This window comes from Streptomyces sp. R818, from assembly GCF_056172735.1.
Genome location: NZ_JAOCNE010000003.1, coordinates 823887 through 844640, shown reverse-complemented (window position 1 = coordinate 844640; position 20754 = coordinate 823887). Strand labels below are relative to the sequence as shown.

The window sequence follows — 20754 nt, the reverse complement described above, 5'->3', positions numbered from 1 at the left end:
GTGCCCAGTGTACGGCGCCCGGACAACGCCGGCCGACCGGTTTTCGCGGGGGGCGCGGGGCGCGGCGGGCGACTGCGCGCGGTGACCCGAATGGCGATACGTACGGTGACTGATCCCGGTCGGTCGCCCGCCGGGGCCCCGGTACGGGCGGATCCCGGGGCCCACCGGGCGCCGACCAGGGCGGGACGCCCGCGGATCCGCTGCGCGAAGGCGGTGAGACGGCCGGATCGGCCTGTGCGCCCCGTTGCCGCGGGCCTGGAGTCGATTTATCGTCCCAGCACGATTCGCGTGCAAGATCACAATTTGTGAAGGGGTCGCGGCCATGGTGGCGAAGAAGACCACGGGGAGCACCCCTGCGAAGGCGAAGGCGAAGGCGAAGGCGAAGGCGAGGGCGAAGGCGGGCCAGGCCGCCGGGGCGGCGGAAGGCGATGACGTGGCCCCGGCCGCACGCGCGGCGGAGGGCGAGGACATGGCCTCGGCCGAGGGTGCCGCGGACGGCGAGGACATGGCCCCGGCCGAGGGTGCGGAGAAGGCCGGATCTGGGAAACGTACGTCCAAGAAGACGGAGAAGGCGGCCGGCACGTCCGAGAAGGCCGCCGGGCGCAAGGGTGCGGTGAAGAAGTCGGTCGCCTCCGCGGCCGAGGGCGCGGCCGATGCCGCGAAGACGACGGGAGCCACGACGGTGGTTGCGAAGAAGAGTCAGGGCACGGCCACGGCGGCGCAGCAGCCCGGCGCAGTTCCCAAGGCGCGGGAGTCCGCCGTGGAAGCCGGTGAGCTGGCCGTACGGCCCGGCGAGGACCCCTGGACGCCGGACGAGGTCGCGGAGGCGCGGGCCGAGCTGCAGAGCGAGACCATGCGGCTCGGCAGCGAGATCGAGGCGGCGGAGGCCGGGCTCGCGGGCCTGATGCGGGACTCCGGGGACGGGGCGGGCGACGACGAGGCCGACACCGGGACGAAGAACATCACCCGCGAGCACGAGATGGCGCTGGCCGCCAACGCGCGCGAGATGCTGGAGCAGACCCAGAGGGCCCTGGAGCGCCTGGACGCCGGTACGTACGGGCTCTGCGAGAACTGCGGCAACCCGATCGGCAAGGCGCGGATGCAGGCGTTCCCGCGGGCCACGCTGTGTGTGGAGTGCAAGCAGAAGCAGGAGCGGCGCTACTGAGGTCAGGCGGGGCCCGGGGGCGGTCCTGAGGCGCACCGTCCATGGGCCCCCGCGCGCGTGTGCCGTACTCTCGTCCTCAGTCAGGTACCTAGGTCGAGGGACTCACGTGGCAGAGGCGGAGCGCATCATCGGTACGCCGGACACCCCGGAATCGGATGCCGGGGCAGCAGCGGAGCCGGAGAAGGCCGGCGAAGCCGCCGCGCGGCCCAAGGGCAGGCGGCGGATCGCCGTGCTGTTCGCCGTGGCCGTCCTGGCCTACGCCCTGGACCTGGGCAGCAAGCTGCTCGTGGTCGCGAAGCTGGAGCACCGGGACTCCATCCGGGTCCTCGGCGACTGGCTCCAGCTCGACGTGATCCGCAACCCCGGCGCCGCCTGGGGCATCGGCGAGGCGTTCACGATCGTCTTCACGGTGATCGCCGCCGCGGTCATCGTCGTCATCGCGCGTCTGGCGAAGAAGCTCTACAGCTCGCCCTGGGCGGTCGCGCTCGGGCTGCTGCTCGGCGGGGCGCTCGGCAACCTCACCGACCGGATCTTCCGCGCCCCCGGCGTCTTCGAGGGCGCCGTCGTCGACTTCATCGCGCCGAAGAACTACCCCGTCTTCAACCTCGCGGACTCCGCGATCGTGTGCGGCGGCATCCTGATCGTGGTGCTCTCCTTCCGCGGGATCGACCCGGACGGGACCGTCCACAAGGACTGAGCGTCCCCGCCGGCCCGGGGCTGGCGTACGAGGCTGTCGGTGCGCTCCTGCATACTCGACGGGTGAGCACGATTCCCGAGATCCGCACCCTGCCCGTGCCCGACGGCCTTGAGGGCGAGCGCGTCGACGCCGCCATCTCCCGCATGTTCGGCTTCTCCCGCACCAAGGCCGCCGAGCTCGCCGCCGCCGGGAAGGTGTCGGTGGACGGTTCGGTCGTCGGCAAGTCCGAGCGCGTGCACGGCGGGGCCTGGCTGGAGGTCGAGATGCCGCAGGCGCCCGCGCCCGTGCAGATCGTCGCCGAGCCGGTCGAGGGCATGGAGATCGTCCACGACGACGACGACATCGTGGTCATCGTGAAGCCCGTCGGCGTCGCCGCGCACCCGAGCCCCGGCTGGACCGGGACGACCGTCATCGGCGGGCTCGCCGCCGCCGGGTACCGGATCTCCACGTCCGGCGCCGCCGAGCGGCAGGGCATCGTGCACCGGCTCGACGTCGGCACGTCCGGCCTGATGGTCGTGGCCAAGTCCGAGCGGGCGTACACGTCGCTGAAGCGGCAGTTCAAGGAGCGCGTGCCCGACAAGCGCTACCACGCGCTCGTGCAGGGGCACCCCGACCCGATGAGCGGCACCATCGACGCGCCGATCGGGCGCCACCCCAACCACGACTACAAGTGGGCCGTGACCGCCGAGGGCAAGCCCTCCGTCACGCACTACGACCTCATCGAGGCGTTCCGCGCCGCGTCCCTGCTCGACATCAAGCTGGAGACCGGCCGTACGCACCAGATCCGGGTGCACATGTCCGCGCACCGGCACCCCTGTGTCGGTGACCTGACGTACGGCGCCGATCCCACGCTCGCCAAGCGGCTCGGGATCACCCGGCAGTGGCTGCACGCGGTCAAGCTCGGGTTCGAGCACCCGGGCGACGGGCAGTGGGTCGAGTTCGCCAGCGAGTACCCCGAGGATCTTCAGGTCGCGCTGGACCGGGTGCGGGCGGAGAGCGAATGAGCTCCGCTCGGGGCGGGTACGTCGTGCGGGTCGCCGGGACGGATGCGGACCGGGAGGCCTGCTTCGCCGTGCGGCGGGAGGTCTTCGTCGACGAGCAGGGCGTGCCGGAGGAGCTGGAGTACGACGCGTACGACGCCGGGGCGGTGCATGTGCTGGCCGTGCGGGAGGACGGGGTGGCGCTCGGGGCCGGGCGGTTGCTCACCGGTGAGGCTGCGGCGGTGAAGAACGGTGGGGCGGCTGGTGTGGGGGCGCTTGGGCGGCTGGCCGTGCTGAAGGTTGCGCGGGGGCTGGGGGTTGGCGCCGCGCTTGTGGGGGCCGTCGAGGAGGCGGCCCGGGGTGTGGGGCTGACGGCGGTCGATCTTCATGCGCAGACGCATGCGCTGGGGTTCTATGAGCGGTTGGGGTACGTGGGGTACGGGCCTGAGTTCCCGGACGCGGGAATCCCTCATCTGGCGATGAGGAAATCTCTGACGTAGCTGTCGTGTGCGGCTTTCGTCGTGGCTGAGCGCGCAGTTCCCCGCGCCCCTGAAATGCGCACTGCGTGCGCCATTTCAGGGGCGCGGCTATGGAGGCGCGGCGAAGCCGCATGCCTCCAGGGGCGCGGGGAACTGCGCGACCAGCCACGACGGTGGCGCGCCTTGTGTGGCGTGCGGATGGGCGCGGATCAGCCGATCAGGTATCAAAGCGGATGCGCGTGGCACTCTGGAGACCAGAAGTCCTTGATCGTCGACTGTGGTCGGAGCACCCGTGGATCAATTGGCCCTGCTGTTCGTGCTCTTGCTCGGGGCCGTGCTGAGCGTCCCGCTCGGCGACCGGCTCGGGCTGCCCGCCCCGGTGCTGATGACCTTGCTCGGCATCGTTCTGGCCCTGATCCGCGCCGTACCGAATGTCGACATCCAGCCTGATCTGATTCTGCCGCTGGTGCTGCCACCCCTGCTCTACGCGGCCGTGCACCGGACCTCCTGGCGGCAGTTCGCGGCCAACAAACGGCCCATCTTCCTCCTGGCCGTCGCGCTCGTGTTCGTCACCACGGCCGCTGTCGCCGTCGTCGCCGACGCCGTCGTGCCGGGTCTGCCGATCGCGGGTGCCGTCGCGCTCGGCGCGCTCGTCGCGCCGCCCGACCCGGTCGCCGCGACCGCGGTCGCCGGGCAACTCGGCCTGCCCCGGCGCCTGGTGTCGATCCTGGAGGGCGAGGGGCTGTTCAATGACGTGACCGCGATCACCCTGTACCACGTGGCGATCACCGCCGCCGTCAGCGGCAGCTTCACGGTGCAGCACGCCGCGCTCGAACTGCTGCTGTCCGCCGTCGTCGCCGTGGCCGTCGGTGTCGCGCTCGGCTGGGCCGCGAACCGGCTCATGGGCTACCTCGGCGACGCCACGCTGCAGATCGGCCTGACCCTCCTGGTCCCGTACGCCTCCTACGTCCTCGCCGAGGAGCTGCAGGGTTCGGGCGTGCTCGCCGTCCTGACCGTCGCCATGTTCCTGGCCGAGCGCGCCTTCGACGCCGACGACGTGCTGACCCGGCTGACCGGACGGGCGTTCTGGGACGTCGTCGACACGCTCGTCACCGGCGTCGCCTTCGGCCTGATCGGCCTGGAGGTGCACAACGTCGTCCGCACGGCGGAGGGCCACTGGAGCGAGATGCTCGGCTGGGCGGCGGCCGTCGTCGCCGTCGTCATCGTCGTCCGCCTGCTGTGGCTGATGCCGATGACCTGGGTGACCCAGCGGCTGCACGCCCGGCGCGACGTCGCCGAGGAGATCCCGGTGAGCTGGCGCGAGACCGTGATCATGTGGTGGGCGGGAATGCGCGGCGTGGCCTCCGTCGCCCTGGCCCTCGCCATCCCGCTGACCATGGACGACGACTCGCCCTTCCCCAAGCGGGACGAGATCATCTTCATCGCCTTCGGGGTGATCATGGCGACCCTGATCCTCCAGGGGCTCAGCCTGCCCTGGCTCGTGCGGAAGCTCGGCGTCCAGGCCGACACCGAGATCGAGCAGCAGTACGAGAAGGATCTCGCCCTGCGCGCCGCCAAGGCCGCCAAGCGGCGGCTCAAGGAGATCGAGGAGGTCGAGGAGCTGCCCGAGGACGTACAGGAGCAGATGGTGCGCCGCGCCTACGACATCGGCCTGCGGATCAACCCCGAGATGGGGGCGGAGGAGCGGCGCGCGACGCACGAGAAGCGGTACGCCCGCATCAAGCGCGTACGGCGCATCCAGAACGAGATGCTGTCGGCGGCGCGCCACGAGGTGCTCGCCGCCCGCAGCGAACCCGGCGCCGACCCCGAGGTCGTCGACCGGGTGCTGCGGCAGCTCGACGTACGCAGTCTGCGGTAGACCGCTGACGAGGACGGGGGCTCAGCCGCGGCCCGTGCGCGGGGCGCGGCCGTCGCGCATCAGGACGTGGTGGTCGGGCAGTGCCGTGCCGATCTCGTTCGGGGCGATCAGCGCCGTCGCCGTGTTGATGCGGGGCAGCGCGTAGGGGTGGTGCTCGGTCAGCCAGCGGAGCAGCTGCTCGCGCACCCGGACCCGTACGGTCCAGATGTCGTCCGCGTCCTTCGCGGTGACGACGGCGCGGACCTGCATCGTGCTGGGCGTGGTGTCGGTGACGGCGAGGCCCCAGTCGCGGCCGTCCCAGGCGGCGCAGTCGAGCAGGATGTCGTGCAGCTTCTCGCGCATCTGCGGGACCGGGGCGCTGTGGTCGAGGTGGAAGAAGACGGTGCCGGTCATCTGGGAGCCGCCGCGCGACCAGTTCTCGAACGGCTTCGATGTGAAGTACGACACCGGCATCGTGATCCGGCGCTCGTCCCAGGTGCGGACGGCGAGGTAGGTGAGGGTGACTTCCTCGATGGTGCCCCACTCGCCGTCGACCACGACCGTGTCGCCTATGCGGACCATGTCGCCGAACGCGATCTGGAAGCCGGCGAAGAGGTTGCCGAGCGTCGACTGGGCGGCGACACCGGCGACGATGCCCAGGATTCCGGCCGAGGCGAGGAGCGAGGCTCCCGCCGTCTTGAACGCCGGGAACGTCAGGAGCATCGCCGAGACGGCGACGACACCGACGATCGCGGTGACGATGCGCTGGATCAGGGTGACCTGGGTGCGGACCCGGCGGACCCGGGCGGCGTCGCGGTGGCTGGTGGCGTAGCGGGCGTAGGACGACTCGACGACGGCGGTGGCGATCCGCACGATCAGCCAGGCGGTGGCGCCGATCAGGACGAGGCTCAGGACCTGGCCGATCCCGGCGGAGTGCTCCTTGCTGATCTCCGCGTGGTCGTAGGTGCCGCGCAGCAGGGCCGCGCAGAGCACCAGTTGCAGAGGCACTCGACAGCGGCGCAGCAGTCCCCACAGTGGTGTCTCGTGGTGGCGTCGGTCGGCGCGTTGCAGCAGCTGGTCGACGGCCCACCCGAGGAGGAGTGTGAGCACGACCGAGCCGCCGACGACGATCAGAGGGCGCAGTACGTTCTCCATTCCTCGACGGTAACCGGGATCAGCTGCCTCTAACCTGTGGCGTTCCTGGCACCATGGCCACCATGAACATCATGCTTTTCCACTCCACGTTCGGACTGCGGCCCGCTGTGAAGGCCGCCGCCGACCGGCTGCGCGGCGCCGGGCACGAGGTGTGGACCCCGGATCTTTTCGAGGGGAAGACCTTCGACACCGTCGAGGAGGGCATGGCCCACCGCGACGAGATCGGCAAGGACGAACTGCTCAGGCGCGCCGTGCTCGCCGCCGCGCCCTACTCGGACCGCCGCCTGGTCTACGCCGGGTTCTCCTTCGGCGCCGCGACCGCGCAGACGCTCGCCCTGGGCGACGAGAAGGCGAAGGGGCTGCTGCTCCTGCACGGCACGTCCGACCTCGCGGAGAACGCGTCGGTGGACGAGCTGCCCGTCCAGTTGCACGTCGCCGAGCCCGACCCGTTCGAGACGGACGACTGGCTGACCGCCTGGTACCTGCAGATGGGCCGGGCCGGGGCGGACGTCGAGGTCTACCGCTACGCCGGGGCCGGCCACCTCTACACCGACCCCGACCTGCCCGACTACGACGAGGAGGCCGCCGAGGCCACCTGGCGGGTGGCGCTCGGCTTCCTCGAAACCCTGTAGGGGTCCCGCGCGGGGGTCAGCCCTTGAGGGCCTTGTCCACCGCGGTGTTCCAGTCCTGGACGGTGCTCGGCGCGTTCTCGCCGTCGGAGCCGGTGAGCTTCTTGCCGTCGACGACGAAGGACGGGGTGCCCTGGACGCCGTACTTGTTGTCGTCGAACTGCTGCGACATCTCCAGGGCCCACTTGTCGAAGGTGCCGTCCTTGACGTCCTTCTGGAACGTCTTGTCGTCCTTCAGCTCGGGGATCGTGTTCGCGACCTTGATCAGGTAGGCGTCGTCCTTGAACTTGTCGGTCGTCTCCTCGGGGTGCCACTTCGCGGAGTACAGGGCCTCCTTGTAGTCCCAGAAGGCGTCCTTGGACACGTTCAGGGCGGCACCGAGGGCGCTCAGCGCGTTCTTCGAGCCCTCGCCCTGGAGGTTGTTGTCGAGGAAGGTCGCGCCGACGTACTGGAGCTTGTACTTGCCGGCGTCCATGTCCTTCTTGACCGTCGGGCCGACGGTCTGCTCGAAGCTGGCGCAGACCGGGCAGCGCGAGTCCTCGTACGCGATGATCGTCGTCTTGGCCGAGTCCTTGCCGAGGACCACCGTGGTGTTGTTCTTGCCGCTGGTGTTCTTCGGCGCGACCAGGGCGTCGTCCTTCGCCGCCTCCCAGTAGGAGGGCTTGTTGCCCTGGATGACCAGGTAGCTGACGACGCCGGCTATCGCGAGGACACCGACGATGGAGCTCGCGACGATCGCCGTCCGCTTCGCCTTGTCCTTCTTGGCCTGGCGCTCCCGCTCGATCCGCAGCCGCTCGCGGGCCGCCGACTTCGCCTGCTGGCTGTTGCGCTTGCTCATGTTCTGTCGCTCCGTGAATACGTGAAAAGGATGGGGACTGTCGTGCTCTAGCTCAAGGTGTGGCTAGCTCTGGCTCAGGCGGCCAGGCACGGCGGTCCGCGCCGTCCCACGGAGGGCAGTCCGGTCCGCGTACGGGCGACCCACGCGCGCGTGGAGACGCGCGGGCGGTGCGGAGCCCGCTCCGCGCGGGCGGTGACCGCGGCGAACGCGATCAGCAGCGGGCGGAAGGCGAACGCGGCCACGGCGCGGAGGAGCTGCGCCAGGGCCTGCTCGCCGCGGCGCAGCCAGGCGGCGGCAAGCAGGCCGACCGTGACGTGGGCGCCGAGCAGCAGCCAGGACGCCGCCGGGTCGCTGTGGGCGAGGAGGGCGGCGGCCTTGTCGCTCGTGCCGCCGGTCATCCGGGCGAGGGGCGTGCCGACGGTCCCGCCGCACAGCACGTCGAAGCCGAGGTAGCGCAGCGGGCCCGCGACCGGACCGCCCGCCTCGCCGTAGCAGACGTGCTGGCCGGTGGTGAAAACCGTGTCGGCGGCCAGTTCCAGCGGGACGAGCAGCGCCGCGATCCGGCCGAAGCGGCGCTCGCGCCCGGCCAGCGCGTACGCGATCACGAAGACGGCGACGGCGGTCACGGCGACCGTCGTGAGCGGCAGCGGGGCCCGGGACAGCAGGACGTGCGACGCGGCGGAGAGCGTCACGGCGAGCGCCGTGAAGAGGGCCGCGCGCACGGCTCTGAGCTGGGTCCCGGATATGTCGTCCATCGCTCTGGAGTGTGCCATGGGTCGCTGTAGGCGATGGCTAAAGGGCACCTGTGCGTTATGGAATCGTGGGCTGGCCCACGCGCCTCTACGCGGTCAGGCCCGGGATCCGGCCGTTGCGGAACAGGTCCACGAAGATCTGGTGGTCCGCACGCGCGCGTGCCCCGTAGCTGTGCGCGAAGTCGACCAGGAGGCCCGCGAAGCCGTCCTCGTCGGCGGCGATCGCCGCGTCGATGGCGCGCTCGGTGGAGAACGGGACGAGGGACTGCCCCGAGAGGTCGTCCGCCGCCGCGTGCATGGCGGCCGTGGCCCGGCCGAGATCGGCGACGACGGCGGTGATCTCGTCGTAGTCGTCGATGTCGCCCCAGTCCAGGTCGACCGCGTACGGCGACACCTCGGCGACGAGCTGGCCCGCCCCGTCCAGCTCGGTCCAGCCCAGCCACGGGTCGGCGTGGGCCTGGAGGGCGCGCTGGGAGATGACGGTGCGGTGGCCCTCGTGCTGGAAGTAGCCGCGGATGGAGGCGTCCGTGATGTGCCGGGAGACGGCCGGGGTCTGGCCCTGCTTCATGTAGATCACGACGTCGTTCTCCAGGGCGTCGCTGTTGCCCTCCAGGAGGATGTTGTACGAGGGCAGGCCCGCCGAGCCGATGCCGATGCCGCGGCGCCCCACGACGTCCTTGACGCGGTAGGAGTCCGGGCGGGTCAGCGACGACTCCGGCAGCGTCTCCAGGTAGCCGTCGAACGCGGCGAGCACCTTGTAGCGCGTCGCCGCGTCCAGCTCGATGGCGCCGCCGTCGTCGGCGAACCGGCGCTCGAAGTCACGGATCACCGTCATGGAGTCGAGCAGCCCGAAGCGGGTCAGCGAGCGGGCGTCGCGCAGCGCGTCCAGGAGCGGGCCCTCGGCCGTGTCCAGGGTGAAGGGCGGCACCTCGTCGCTCTTGGCGCCGGTCGCGAGGGCGTGGACGCGCTCGCGGTAGGCCGCCGCGTACGTGCGCACCAGCTCGGTGATCTGGTCGTCGCCGAGCGCCTTCGAGTAGCCGATCAGCGCCACGGAGGCGGCGAACCGCTTGAGATCCCAGGTGAAGGGGCCGACGTACGCCTCGTCGAAGTCGTTCACGTTGAAGATCAGCCGGCCCGTGGCGTCCATGTACGTGCCGAAGTTCTCCGCGTGCAGGTCGCCGTGGATCCACACCCGGCTGGTGCGGTCGTCCAGGTAGGGCCCGCCGTGCTGCTCACGCTCTATGTCCCGGTAGAACAGGCAGGCCGTGCCCCGGTAGAAGGCGAACGCGGAGGCGGCCATCTTGCGGAACTTCACCCGGAACGCGGCGGGGTCCGCGGCGAGGAGCTCGCCGAACGCGGTGTCGAAGACGGCAAGGATCTCCTCGCCGCGCTGCTCAGCGGTGGGCTGCGGGACCGACATCGCCGGGTGCCTCCTGGTACAGGTGGTGCGTGGGCTCGTATGACATGACACGCAGGACGGGTGTTCTGTCCCGTCCAACGCCCGACCGTACTCCGGAGTGCCCGTCGGCTGTCAGATCGCGGTCGTAGACTTCCAAGTCGTCCCCGTCCCGTCGCCGCCCGTTCGCCTTTGGAGCCCAGACCGTGTCAAAGCCGCCCTTCACGCACCTGCACGTCCACACCCAGTACTCGCTGCTGGACGGTGCCGCGCGGCTGAAGGACATGTTCAACGCGTGCAATGAAATGGGCATGACGCACATCGCGATGTCCGACCACGGCAACCTGCACGGGGCGTACGACTTCTTCCACTCGGCGCAGAAGGCGGGCGTCACGCCGATCATCGGCATCGAGGCGTACGTCGCCCCGGAGTCGCGGCGCAACAAGCGCAAGATCCAGTGGGGCCAGCCGCACCAGAAGCGCGACGACGTGTCCGGTTCGGGTGGTTACACGCACAAGACGATCTGGGCGGCGAACAAGACGGGCCTGCACAACCTGTTCCGGCTGTCCTCGGACGCGTACGCCGAGGGCTGGCTGCAGAAGTGGCCCCGGATGGACAAGGAGACGATCTCCCAGTGGAGCGAGGGGCTCATCGCCTCCACCGGCTGCCCCTCCGGTGAGCTGCAGACCCGCCTGCGCCTCGGCCAGTTCGACGAGGCGCTGAAGGCCGCCTCCGAGTACCAGGACATCTTCGGCAAGGACCGGTACTTCCTGGAGCTGATGGACCACGGCATCGAGATCGAGCGCCGGGTCCGCGACGGTCTCCTGGAGATCGGCAAGAAGCTCGGCATCCCGCCCCTGGTGACGAACGACTCGCACTACACGTACGCGCACGAGGCGACCGCGCACGACGCCCTGCTCTGCATCCAGACCGGCAAGAACCTCTCCGACCCCGACCGCTTCCGCTTCGACGGCACCGGCTACTACCTGAAGTCGACCGACGAGATGTACGCGGTCGACTCCTCGGACGCCTGGCAGGAGGGGTGCCGCAACACGCTCCTGGTCGCCGAGCAGATCGACACCACCGGCATGTTCGAGAAGCGCGACCTCATGCCGAAGTTCGACATCCCCGACGGCTTCACCGAGGTCACCTGGTTCCAGGAGGAGGTCCGCCGCGGCATGGAGCGCCGCTACCCGGCGGGCGTCCCGGACGACCGGCAGAAGCAGGCCGAGTACGAGATGGACATCATCATCCAGATGGGGTTCCCGGGGTACTTCCTGGTCGTCGCCGACTTCATCATGTGGGCCAAGAACAACGGCATCGCGGTGGGCCCCGGCCGAGGCTCCGCGGCCGGTTCGATCGTCGCCTACGCCATGGGCATCACCGACCTCGACCCGATCACCCACGGACTGATCTTCGAGCGGTTCCTCAACCCCGAGCGCGTCTCCATGCCCGACGTCGACATCGACTTCGACGAGCGCAGGCGCGTCGAGGTGATCAGGTACGTGACCGAGAAGTACGGCGCCGACAAGGTCGCCATGATCGGCACCTACGGCAAGATCAAGGCCAAGAACGCGATCAAGGACTCCGCGCGCGTGCTCGGCTACCCGTACGCGATGGGCGACCGGCTCACCAAGGCGATGCCCGCCGACGTCCTCGGCAAGGGCATCGACCTCTCCGGCATCACCGACCCCAAGCACCCGCGCTACAGCGAGGCGGGCGAGATCCGCGGGATGTACGAGAACGAGCCGGACGTGAAGAAGGTCATCGACACCGCCAAGGGCGTCGAGGGCCTGGTCCGGCAGATGGGCGTGCACGCGGCCGGCGTCATCATGTCCAGCGAGCCGATCGTCGACCACGCCCCGATCTGGGTGCGCCACACCGACGGCGTCACGATCACGCAGTGGGACTACCCGCAGTGCGAGTCGCTCGGCCTGCTCAAGATGGACTTCCTGGGCCTGCGCAACCTCACGATCATGGACGACGCCGTCAAGATGGTGAAGGCCAACAAGGGCATCGACCTGGAGATGCTCTCGCTCCCGCTCGACGACCCGAAGACCTTCGAACTGCTCTGCCGCGGTGACACCCTCGGCGTCTTCCAGTTCGACGGCGGCCCGATGCGCTCGCTGCTCCGCCAGATGCAGCCCGACAACTTCGAGGACATCTCCGCCGTGTCGGCCCTGTACCGGCCGGGCCCGATGGGCATGAACTCGCACACGAACTACGCGGAGCGCAAGAACGGCCGCCAGGAGATCACGCCGATCCACCCGGAGCTCGAGGAGCCCCTGAAGGAGACGCTCGGCCTGACCTACGGCCTCATCGTGTACCAGGAGCAGGTGCAGAAGGCCGCGCAGATCATCGCCGGGTACTCGCTCGGCGAGGCCGACATCCTGCGCCGCGTCATGGGCAAGAAGAAGCCCGAGGAGCTGGCGAAGAACTTCGTCCTGTTCCAGGAGGGCGCGAAGAAGAACGGCTACTCGGACGCAGCGATCCAGGCGCTGTGGGACGTCCTGGTGCCGTTCGCCGGCTACGCGTTCAACAAGGCGCACTCCTCCGCGTACGGCCTGGTCACCTACTGGACCGCCTACCTCAAGGCCAACTACCCGGCCGAGTACATGGCCGCCCTGCTGACCTCCGTCAAGGACGACAAGGACAAGTCGGCGGTCTACCTCAACGAGTGCCGCCGCATGGGCATCCGCGTGCTCCCGCCGAACGTCAACGAGTCGGTGCACAACTTCGCGGCCCAGGGCGACGACGTGATCCTCTTCGGCCTGGAGGCCGTGCGCAACGTCGGGACCAACGTGGTGGACTCGATCATCCGCTCACGCAAGGCGAAGGGGAAGTTCGAGTCGTTCCCCGACTACCTCGACAAGGTCGAGGCCGCCGCCTGCAACAAGCGCACCACCGAATCGCTCATCAAGGCGGGCGCGTTCGACACGATGGGGCACACCCGCAAGGGCCTCACCGCGCAGTACGAGCCGATGATCGACAATGTCGTCGCGGTGAAGCGCAAGGAGGCCGAGGGGCAGTTCGACCTCTTCGGCGGCATGGGCGACGAGGACAGCAACGAGCCGGGCTTCGGGCTCGACGTCGAGTTCTCCACCGACGAATGGGAGAAGACGTATCTGCTCGCCCAGGAGCGGGAGATGCTCGGCCTCTACGTCTCCGACCACCCGCTGTTCGGCCTGGAGCACGTCCTGTCCGACAAGGCGGACGCGGGCATCGGCCAGCTGACCGGCGGTGACTTCTCCGACGGCGCCGTCGTCACGGTCGGCGGCATCATCTCGGGCCTCCAGCGCAAGATGACCAAGCAGGGCAACGCCTGGGCGATCGCCACCGTCGAGGACCTCGCCGGTTCCATCGAGTGCATGTTCTTCCCGGCGACGTACCAGCTCGTCTCGACCCAACTGGTCGAGGACGCGGTCGTGTTCGTCAAGGGCCGCCTGGACAAGCGGGAGGACGTGCCGCGCCTGGTCGCCATGGAGATGCAGGTCCCCGACCTGTCGAACGCGGGCACCAACGCGCCCGTGATCCTCACCATCCCGGCGCTCAAGGTGACCCCGCCGATGATCAGCCGCCTCGGCGAGATCCTCACCCACCACCGGGGCGACAGCGAGGTCCGCATCAAGCTCCAGGGGCCGCGCAAGACGACGGTGCTCCGTCTCGACCGGCACCGCGTGAAGCCGGACCCGGCGCTCTTCGGCGACCTGAAGGTACTGCTCGGCCCGTCGTGCCTCGCGGGCTGAGCCGGTAGCCGTACGTACTTCACGCACTTCACGCACTTCACGCACTTCACGTACTTCTAGAGGGGCGCACCCCGGATCCTGGGTGCGCCCCTCAGGCGTTGCAATGATGCGGCGCCGGGCGTCAGTTGTGGCCGAAGCGCTTCTGGTGCTTGCGGGCCACGTCCGACGGGTTGCCCATGAGCGGGGACTCCGAGGACTGCGTGTCCGTCGCCGCCGACCTGGACTGCTCCTGCGTCTCTTCCGTGACGGACGCGCGGTTCAGGTCGCTGTTCTGCTTGCGATTCTTGTTCTTGGCCATATTGATCTGCCTCCTATGGGGGGAGATTGGGAGATCTCGGGGCCAGACGCGTTCAGACTCACATGGGGTGTCAAAGATCGCATATCGGGCAATCACCGTCCGTGACGCGCGGATCGAGGGCGCGCGCATACCACCTTCACCTCATCCGCCACGCCGAAGATCGAGTTCGGGCCGTTAACCCCCGCCGGGTCGGGCAGACTCGAAGGAAACCCGAAGCGAACCCGCGGGCGCCGCCCCGTGAGCGCGTCCGGACTGTCGTAAGTCGGCGAAAGAGGGTGGATCGCGTGGACCGCTGCATCGTCCTGGTGGATGCCGGATATCTCCTGGGGGCCGCCGCGAGCCTCCTCGCGGGCGAGCCCTCCCGTTCCCGGATCCACGTCGACCACGCCGCCCTCATCCAGGGCCTGCGCGATCGCGCCGAGTCCGAGACCGAGCGCCAGCTCCTGCGGATCTACTGGTTCGACGGCGCCCCCGACCGGGTGCCGCAGCCCGAGCACCGCAGGCTGCGCGTCATGCCCCGGGTCACCGTCCGCCTCGGCGCCCTGACCCGCAGCGACGGGCGCTGGGCGCAGAAGGGCGTCGACGCCGCCATGCACGCCGAGCTGACCGAGCTGGCCCGCAACCGCGCCTGTTCCGACGTGGTCCTCGTCACCGGCGACGGCGATCTGCTGCCCGGCATGATGGCCGCCAAGGAGCACGGTGTCGCCGTCCATCTCTGGGCCGTGCAGGCCGCAGACGGCGACTACAACCAGTCGGAGGACCTGGTCGCCGAGGCCGACGAGCGGCGCGTGCTCGACCGGATCTGGATCACCAAGGCCGTCCGCGCCAAGGAGCTGGGCGGGATCTGCGCCCCGCAGCCCGTGCCGCGCCCCGAGATCGCCGCGATCCTGTCCGCGCCGCTGCCCGAGTCGGCGCCGGCCGCCGCGGGCCGCCCTGTGGACGACCAGGTGGACGCGGCGCCCGCCCAGCATCCGCCCGCCGCCCGGCCCGGGGGCGACGCGGAGGACCGCACCAACGCCGCCAAGGGCGTCCCCACCCCCAAGGACCTGGCCGCCCTGCGCGGCCCCGGCACGACGCCCCCGCCGCCCGCCCACCAGCCCACGAGCGCGACCCTGCGCTGGTCGAGCGACAAGGGCTGGGTCGAGCGCCCCGGGACCGGCGGCGAACCCCCGGAGGCGGCGTCCCTGCCGACGCTGGCCCAGCTCACCACGGCCGAGCAGCGGTGGGCGGACCGCGAGGAGGACATCACGACGGTCAGCGGCGACCCCTACGAGGTCGGACAGGTGTTCGCCCGACGGTGGATGGCGCGCCTCGCGGACCCCGTGCAGCTCCAGAAACTGGCGACCATGTACCCCCGCGTACCGCACCGCATCGACGGGGAGCTGCTCCGGTACGCCGCCCGGTTCGGCCTCCTCGCCCACAAGGACGACCAGATCGACGAGCACGACCGGTACGCGATCCGGGCCGGTTTCTGGCGCGAGATCGACGTGCGGACCGCCGAACACGCCACGGCGGGGGAGTGACACCGCGCGTGCGCGCGACCCGCCGCCCGCCTCATTTGTCCGGCCCCGCGCGCAATGGGGGCCGCCGGACCCCGTACTCTCGTTCTTCGTGAGTACGCGCACCGAGGATGCTGCCCCGAGCCATGAACGGGACGCTGTCGTGTGCGCGGTACGAGGTCTGCGCAAGACCTATCCCGCCGCGCGAGGGCGGCGCGGGGTGCCCGCGAGCCCGCCGGTGCGGGCCACGGACGACGTCCGGCTCGACATCAGGCGCGGCGAGATCTTCGGTCTCCTCGGCCCCAATGGCGCCGGCAAGTCCACCCTCGTACGCCAGCTCACCGGCCTCATGCGGCCCGACGCGGGCAGCGTGGAGATCCTCGGGCACGACATCGTGCGCCACCCCGAGCGGGCCGCGCGCATCCTCGCCTACCTCGGCCAGGAGTCGACCGCGCTGGACGAGCTGACCGTGTCGCTCGCCGCCGAGACCACCGGGCGCCTGCGCGGGCTGCCGCTCAAGGAGGCCCGCGCCGAGCGCGACGCCGTCCTGGAGGAGCTGGGGCTCGCCCCGCTCGCCTCGCGGCCCCTGAAGAAGCTCTCGGGCGGGCAGCGGCGGCTCGCGTGCTTCGCCGCCGCCCTGGTCGGCGAGCGGCCGCTGCTCGTGCTCGACGAGCCGACGACCGGGATGGACCCCGTGGCGCGGCGCGCGGTGTGGGCCGCGGTGGACCGGCGGCGCGCCGAGCGCGGCACGACCGTCCTCCTGGTCACGCACAACGTCATCGAGGCCGAGACCGTCCTCGACCGCGTCGCCGTCCTCGACGCCGGACGCGTCATCGCCTGCGACTCCCCGGCCGGGCTCAAGGACCGCGTCGCGGGGGAGGTGCGGGTCGAGCTGGTGTGGCGGGAGAAGGCCCCGCTGCACCTCGCCGAGGTCGCCCGGCTGCGCGAGCACGCCGTGGAGGCCGGGCGGCGCTGGTCGCTGCGGCTCGCGCCGGAAGCGGCCCGCACCGCCGTCGCCGCGGTCACCGGCGGCCCCGCCTTCGACTTCCTCGACGACTTCACGCTCGCAACGCCGAGCCTGGAGGACGTGTACTTGGCGCTCGGCGGCAGCCGCAGCAGCGTGAAGGGCCTGGTGAAGGCATGACCGTCGTATCCGCAGAGCCGTCCGCCGACACCGTGCGGCCGACCGTCGGAGGGCCCCGGACGTCCACCGTGGCGCTCGACGACGGGCTCGCGCCCCGCGCCCGCTTCCTGCCCTCGCTCGCCGCCGTCTACCGCGCGCAGCTCTCCCGCGCGCGCGTGGCGCGCATCCCGCTGCTGTTCGTCGCGACGTTCCAGTCCATCGGCATCATGATCCTCATGCGCGGCGTGGTCGACGAGGGCGGCAGCGAGGCGCGGGCCGTCGTCGCGGGCTCCGCCGTGCTCGTCGTCGCCTTCGTCGCGCTGAACCTGCTCGCCCAGTACTTCGGGCAGCTCCGCGCCGCCGGAGGGCTCGACCACTACGCGACGCTGCCGGTGCCGCCCGCGTCCGTCGTGCTCGGCGCCGCGGGGGCCTATGCCTCCTTCACTGTGCCGGGCACCGTCGTCACCGCTGTCGCGGGCTGCGTCATGTTCGACCTGCCGCTGACGCACCTGTGGGTGCTCGCCGCCGTGATCCCGCTCGCCGGGGCCGCCCTCGCCGGGCTCGGCGCCGCGCTCGGACTGCTCGCGCCCAGGCCCGAACTGGCGACCCTGCTCGGCCAGTTGGGCATGTCGGCCGCGCTGCTCCTCGGCGTCCTCCCCGCCGACCGGATGCCGCAGATCGTGCAGTACGCGCGTGATCTGCTGCCCTCCACCTATGGCGTCGAGGCGTTCGCGCGGACCTTCGGGGACCACCCCGACTGGCCGACCGTCCTGCTCGACCTGGGCGTCTGCGCCGCCGTCGGCGTCGCCTCGCTGGCCGTCGCGGCATGGGCGTACCGGCGGGCCGCCGTCCGGTGACGCGCCCGGCGGGTGCGCCTGGCACGATGGCAGGGTGACCGCACCGCTGACGCCGCCGCCCCATCAGCCCCCGCACAACAACGGGCACAGTGACCCGTGGCAGGCCCCCGACCCCATGACGCAAGCCCTGCCCCCCGCGCCGTCCACCGCCACGGACGACGGGCCCGGGCTGCGGACCGAGGTGCGCGAGGCCGCCGTGGTGGCGGTGGGTGTCGCGCTCCTCGGCCTGCTGCTCGGGGCGCTGTGGCTGTGGCTGGCGCCGCGCGTGCCGCTCGTCTCGGACAGCACGGCGGTCTACCTCAAGGACACCGAGGGCGAACAGGCCATCGGCATCGACGGCACGTTCACGCTGCTCGGCCTCGCCTTCGGCGCGGTCACCGGCGCCGCCGCCTTCCTGTGGCGCAGGCGCGGCGGCGTCCCGCTGGTCGTGGGGCTCGCGCTCGGCTCCCTCCTCGGCGGCCTGCTCGCCTGGCGCTTCGGCATCTGGCTCGGCCCCGCGCAGGACGTCGCCGCGCACGCCAAGGAGGTCGGCAAGGGCGTCGTCTTCGACGCGCCGCTGGAGCTGAACGCCAAGGGGGCGCTGCTCGCCTGGCCGCTGGCCGCGCTCGTCGTCCACCTCGCGCTCACGGGCCTGCTCGGCCCGCGCGACCCCGACCCGTACGCGGGCTACTACGAGCACACGCCGCGCCCCGCGCAGGGATCACCCGACAGCAACGCTTGAGCCGTCCCGCGCGGGGAGCAGCCCCGCCGTCACCAGGCCGCGGCGTACGCGCGCGGTCTCGGCCGCGTCCAGCGCGGTCTGCGGTGCGGCGGTCGCCGGGCAGTCGATGATCCCCTGGAGGTGGACGGCCGCCTTGAACGCGCCGAGCGCGGAGGACGAGCCGCCCATCCGCGCCGGGTCCCCGGCGTCGACGATCGCGAAGAGCGCGGCGAGCCGGTCCTGCGCGCGCCGGGCGGCGTCCCAGTCGCCGGCGCGGGCGGCCTCGTAGAGCCGTACGTAGCCGTGCGCGTCCACATTGCCCAGGCCCGGGACGACACCGTCGACGCCCGCGAGCAGGGCGCCGTCCACGGTGAGTTCGGAGCCGGTGAGCACCGAGAAGGCGGGGGCTGCGGCGCGCAGCGGGGCGAGCAGGCGGCGCAGGGAGCCCTCGTCGCCGCTGGAGTCCTTGAGCCCGGCGAGCGTGCCGTCGGCGGCGAGGGCGAGGACGGTGTCGCGGCCCAGCTTGGTGTGGACGGCCGCCGGGATGTCGTACGCGAACACCGGCAGGCCGGCGTCCGCCCGCAGCCGCCGGAAGTGGTCGGCGGTCTCGGCGGGGTGCGTGCGCGCGTAGAACGGGGCCGTCGCCACGAGCGCGTCCGCGCCCGCCTTCACCGCGTCCTTCGCCCGCTCCAGGACGCGCGGGGTCGTCGTGTCGATGACACCCGCGAGGACGGGGACCCGCCCGGCCGCCGCCTCCACGGCGGCTTCGAGCGCGGTGCGGCGCTGCGCGTCGGTGAGGAACGCCGCCTCGCCGCTCGACCCGAGCAGGAACAGGCCGTGCACCCCGGCTCCGATCAGATGCTCCGCCATGCGCCGCACCGACACCGCGTCCACCTCGCCCTCCGGCGTGAGCGGCGTGATCAGGGGCGGGACGACGCCACGGAGCGGGGCGGGGAACGGGGCGCGGAGAGGCATGGCGGTGGTCTCCCGGAGCGGCTCGGCACAGCACGGCAGAACAATGCACGTGGTAGGACGTGGGACGTCCCACCTTTCTCGTGACAGTGCGCTACCGACGACATCGGTGTCAAGGGTCCGGTCCGGGAGGGGAGGCCTCCCTACGCGGGGCGCCGCCCGTGGTTGGCCTTGCCCTTCTTGATCCGCCACTTCCGCTTGCGCGTCTTCTTCGACATGCCCTTGGTGCTTAGCCGAAGCGGCCCGGTCCGTCGAGGGGTCACGCACGCCCGACGGGCGCGAGCACCGCGTCGGTCAGCGCCGCCAGGTCCTTCGGCGCCAGCTCGACCTCCAGGCCGCGGCGGCCCGCCGAGACACAGATGGTCGTGTGCAGCTCGGCCGAGGAGTCGACGACCGTACGCAGCTTCTTGCGCTGGCCGAGCGGGGAGATGCCGCCGCGCACATAGCCGGTGGTGCGCTCGGCGAGCGCCGGGTCGGCCATCGCGGCGCGCTTCCCGCCGACCGCGGCGGCGAGCGCCTTGAGGTCGAGCTGGCCCGCCACCGGCACGACCGCGACGGTCAGCTGCCCGTCGACGTCCGCGACCAGCGTCTTGAAGACGCGGTCGGGGGAGACGCCCATCGCCTCGGCCGCCTCCTCGCCGTACGAGGGGTGGGCGGGGTCGTGCTCGTACGCGTGGACCGTGAACGCGGTCCCGGCGGCGGTCAGTGCCACCGTGGCGGGCGTGCCGCCGGACTGGTGCTGCTGCTTCTTGGCCTTCTTCGCCAACGTGCCCGTTCCCTTACAGCTCGGTGCGGCTAGGTGCGGCTGGGTGCGACTAGTTGCGGCTGGTGGCCTGCCGCGTCAGCTCCGTCGCGGGCAGCGACGGCAGGTGGCGGATGATCGCCGTCTCGGCGCGCAACAGCTTCAGCTCGTCGCGCAGCCGGGACGCCGCGTCCGGGGCCTGGAGCAGCCGCTGCCTGGTCGGCACGTCGAGCACCGCGGCGGCCGCCACCAGGTACGACACCACCGACGGCTCGTCGGGCAGCTCTGCGCCGGTCGCAAGGGTCCGCTCACGGGCCCCGGCAAGCCGCTTCTGGTACGTACGGAAGGCGCGCAGCACGCCTTCGGCCAGGGCGCCCGCCTCGTCGCCGTCCTCCTCGGGCAGCTCCTCGACCTCGGCGGTCAGATAGGGGCCCGAGGCGTCCACGGAGTGCAGCTTGACCCGGCGGGTGCCGGTGGCCAGGACCTCGAAGCTGCCGTCGGCGCGTTCGCGGATCGTCGCCGCGTCCGCGACGCAGCCCGTCCCGTGGAACGACTTCAGCGGGTCGTCGCCGAACCCGGCGGCCGGGCCCGCGCTCGCCTCCTTGGTGGTCACGTCGTCGGGCATCCCGGACGCGCTCGGCGCGACCTCGTGGCCGTCGCGGATCGCGACGACGACGAACTGGCGCGGCTCGTCCGACACCGACGGATCGGCGTCGTCGTCGGGGAGGACGGGCGGGTCTTCGGGGGACGCCTTCAACAGGTCGCGCATCAGGGCGCGATAGCGCTCCTCGAACACGTTCAACGGGAGGACGAGCCCCGGGAACAGCACCGAGTTGAGCGGGAAGAGCGGAAGCCGGACGGTGGTCAC

The 20754-nt window shown here is 71.3% G+C and carries 20 protein-coding genes; 11 read left to right on the top strand and 9 right to left on the bottom strand.

Annotated features, from left to right (window positions below):
* Nucleotides 1-322 precede the first annotated feature (322 nt).
* From N5I75_RS08970 to N5I75_RS08950, 5 genes are all read left to right on the top strand, one after another.
* Nucleotides 323-1165 (top strand): TraR/DksA family transcriptional regulator, encoded by an 843-nt coding sequence (locus N5I75_RS08970; protein WP_476676050.1) that lies wholly within the window; start codon nt 323-325, stop codon nt 1163-1165.
* 106 nt (nt 1166-1271) lie between these two features.
* Nucleotides 1272-1862 (top strand): signal peptidase II, encoded by a 591-nt coding sequence (gene lspA, locus N5I75_RS08965; protein WP_476676048.1) that lies wholly within the window; start codon nt 1272-1274, stop codon nt 1860-1862.
* 62 nt (nt 1863-1924) lie between these two features.
* Nucleotides 1925-2866: an RluA family pseudouridine synthase gene (locus tag N5I75_RS08960; RefSeq protein WP_476676046.1), complete on the top strand. Its 942-nt coding sequence runs from the start codon at nt 1925-1927 to the stop codon at nt 2864-2866.
* The gene (locus N5I75_RS08955; protein WP_476676044.1) at nt 2863-3342 is read left to right on the top strand and encodes a GNAT family N-acetyltransferase; all 480 of its coding nucleotides are present in this window, start codon (nt 2863-2865) and stop codon (nt 3340-3342) included. The genes N5I75_RS08960 and N5I75_RS08955 overlap by 4 nt, the downstream gene beginning before the upstream one ends.
* 271 nt (nt 3343-3613) lie before the next feature.
* Nucleotides 3614-5200 (top strand): Na+/H+ antiporter, encoded by a 1587-nt coding sequence (locus tag N5I75_RS08950; protein WP_476676042.1) that lies wholly within the window; start codon nt 3614-3616, stop codon nt 5198-5200.
* A gap of 21 nt (nt 5201-5221) precedes the next feature.
* On the opposite strand, the gene N5I75_RS08945 is transcribed toward N5I75_RS08950, so the two are convergent.
* Complete coding sequence (locus N5I75_RS08945; protein WP_476676041.1) at nt 5222-6334, bottom strand: mechanosensitive ion channel family protein; 1113 nt, start codon at nt 6332-6334, stop codon at nt 5222-5224.
* Between the two features lie 62 nt (nt 6335-6396).
* Here N5I75_RS08945 and N5I75_RS08940 point away from each other — a divergent pair, with 62 nt between their 5' ends.
* The gene (locus tag N5I75_RS08940) at nt 6397-6966 is read left to right on the top strand and encodes a dienelactone hydrolase family protein (protein WP_476676039.1); all 570 of its coding nucleotides are present in this window, start codon (nt 6397-6399) and stop codon (nt 6964-6966) included.
* A 16-nt stretch (nt 6967-6982) separates the two neighbouring features.
* Here N5I75_RS08940 and N5I75_RS08935 read toward each other — a convergent pair whose 3' ends face one another.
* The 3 genes from N5I75_RS08935 to N5I75_RS08925 form a co-directional block, all read right to left on the bottom strand.
* Nucleotides 6983-7801: a thioredoxin domain-containing protein gene (locus N5I75_RS08935; protein ID WP_476676038.1), complete on the bottom strand. Its 819-nt coding sequence runs from the start codon at nt 7799-7801 to the stop codon at nt 6983-6985.
* A 74-nt stretch (nt 7802-7875) separates the two neighbouring features.
* Entirely contained in the window at nt 7876-8556 is a 681-nt protein-coding gene (locus tag N5I75_RS08930; protein WP_476676036.1) for a hypothetical protein, read from the bottom strand.
* Between the two features lie 85 nt (nt 8557-8641).
* The gene (locus tag N5I75_RS08925) at nt 8642-9973 is read right to left on the bottom strand and encodes a DUF2252 domain-containing protein (RefSeq protein ID WP_476676034.1); all 1332 of its coding nucleotides are present in this window, start codon (nt 9971-9973) and stop codon (nt 8642-8644) included.
* Nucleotides 9974-10155: 182 nt separating this feature from the next.
* Here N5I75_RS08925 and dnaE point away from each other — a divergent pair, with 182 nt between their 5' ends.
* Nucleotides 10156-13695 (top strand): DNA polymerase III subunit alpha, encoded by a 3540-nt coding sequence (gene dnaE, locus N5I75_RS08920; protein ID WP_476676033.1) that lies wholly within the window; start codon nt 10156-10158, stop codon nt 13693-13695.
* Nucleotides 13696-13816: 121 nt separating this feature from the next.
* On the opposite strand, the gene N5I75_RS08915 is transcribed toward dnaE, so the two are convergent.
* The gene (locus tag N5I75_RS08915; protein WP_476676031.1) at nt 13817-13993 is read right to left on the bottom strand and encodes a hypothetical protein; all 177 of its coding nucleotides are present in this window, start codon (nt 13991-13993) and stop codon (nt 13817-13819) included.
* Between the two features lie 284 nt (nt 13994-14277).
* Between N5I75_RS08915 and N5I75_RS08910 the strand changes: the two genes are divergently transcribed.
* The 4 genes from N5I75_RS08910 to N5I75_RS08895 all read left to right on the top strand — a co-directional run bounded on the left by N5I75_RS08910 (nt 14278) and on the right by N5I75_RS08895 (nt 18193).
* Nucleotides 14278-15516 carry an NYN domain-containing protein gene (locus N5I75_RS08910; protein ID WP_476676029.1) on the top strand — a complete coding sequence of 413 codons (1239 nt, stop codon included), beginning with the start codon at nt 14278-14280 and terminating at the stop codon, nt 15514-15516.
* Between the two features lie 139 nt (nt 15517-15655).
* The gene (locus N5I75_RS08905) at nt 15656-16636 is read left to right on the top strand and encodes an ABC transporter ATP-binding protein (RefSeq protein ID WP_476676994.1); all 981 of its coding nucleotides are present in this window, start codon (nt 15656-15658) and stop codon (nt 16634-16636) included.
* Nucleotides 16633-17472 (top strand): ABC transporter permease, encoded by an 840-nt coding sequence (locus N5I75_RS08900; protein ID WP_476676027.1) that lies wholly within the window; start codon nt 16633-16635, stop codon nt 17470-17472. Before N5I75_RS08905 ends, N5I75_RS08900 begins: the two co-directional genes overlap by 4 nt.
* Before the next feature lie 34 nt (nt 17473-17506).
* Entirely contained in the window at nt 17507-18193 is a 687-nt protein-coding gene (locus N5I75_RS08895) for a DUF2567 domain-containing protein (protein WP_476676025.1), read from the top strand.
* Here the strand turns inward: N5I75_RS08895 and N5I75_RS08890 are convergent.
* The 4 genes from N5I75_RS08890 to N5I75_RS08875 form a co-directional block, all read right to left on the bottom strand.
* Nucleotides 18173-19147 (bottom strand): dihydrodipicolinate synthase family protein, encoded by a 975-nt coding sequence (locus N5I75_RS08890; protein WP_476676024.1) that lies wholly within the window; start codon nt 19145-19147, stop codon nt 18173-18175. The genes N5I75_RS08895 and N5I75_RS08890 overlap by 21 nt on opposite strands.
* A 140-nt stretch (nt 19148-19287) precedes the next feature.
* Nucleotides 19288-19362: a hypothetical protein gene (locus N5I75_RS08885; RefSeq protein WP_465270599.1), complete on the bottom strand. Its 75-nt coding sequence runs from the start codon at nt 19360-19362 to the stop codon at nt 19288-19290.
* A 41-nt stretch (nt 19363-19403) separates the two neighbouring features.
* The gene (gene ybaK, locus N5I75_RS08880) at nt 19404-19910 is read right to left on the bottom strand and encodes a Cys-tRNA(Pro) deacylase (RefSeq protein WP_476676022.1); all 507 of its coding nucleotides are present in this window, start codon (nt 19908-19910) and stop codon (nt 19404-19406) included.
* A gap of 49 nt (nt 19911-19959) precedes the next feature.
* Nucleotides 19960-20754, bottom strand: a complete 795-nt coding sequence (locus N5I75_RS08875; RefSeq protein ID WP_476676020.1) for an LON peptidase substrate-binding domain-containing protein — start codon at nt 20752-20754, stop codon at nt 19960-19962.

Bases quoted from the DNA above. Each gene is read 5' to 3' on its own strand.
- N5I75_RS08970 (WP_476676050.1), top strand. From the start codon at position 323: ATGGTGGCGAAGAAGACCACGGGGAGCACCCCTGCGAAGGCGAAGGCG.
- N5I75_RS08955 (WP_476676044.1), top strand. From the start codon at position 2,863: ATGAGCTCCGCTCGGGGCGGGTACGTCGTGCGGGTCGCCGGGACGGAT.
- N5I75_RS08945 (WP_476676041.1), bottom strand. From the start codon at position 6,334: ATGGAGAACGTACTGCGCCCTCTGATCGTCGTCGGCGGCTCGGTCGTG.
- N5I75_RS08940 (WP_476676039.1), top strand. From the start codon at position 6,397: ATGAACATCATGCTTTTCCACTCCACGTTCGGACTGCGGCCCGCTGTG.
- N5I75_RS08935 (WP_476676038.1), bottom strand. From the start codon at position 7,801: ATGAGCAAGCGCAACAGCCAGCAGGCGAAGTCGGCGGCCCGCGAGCGG.
- N5I75_RS08930 (WP_476676036.1), bottom strand. From the start codon at position 8,556: ATGGACGACATATCCGGGACCCAGCTCAGAGCCGTGCGCGCGGCCCTC.
- N5I75_RS08925 (WP_476676034.1), bottom strand. From the start codon at position 9,973: ATGTCGGTCCCGCAGCCCACCGCTGAGCAGCGCGGCGAGGAGATCCTT.
- N5I75_RS08915 (WP_476676031.1), bottom strand. From the start codon at position 13,993: ATGGCCAAGAACAAGAATCGCAAGCAGAACAGCGACCTGAACCGCGCG.
- N5I75_RS08900 (WP_476676027.1), top strand. From the start codon at position 16,633: ATGACCGTCGTATCCGCAGAGCCGTCCGCCGACACCGTGCGGCCGACC.
- N5I75_RS08890 (WP_476676024.1), bottom strand. From the start codon at position 19,147: ATGCCTCTCCGCGCCCCGTTCCCCGCCCCGCTCCGTGGCGTCGTCCCG.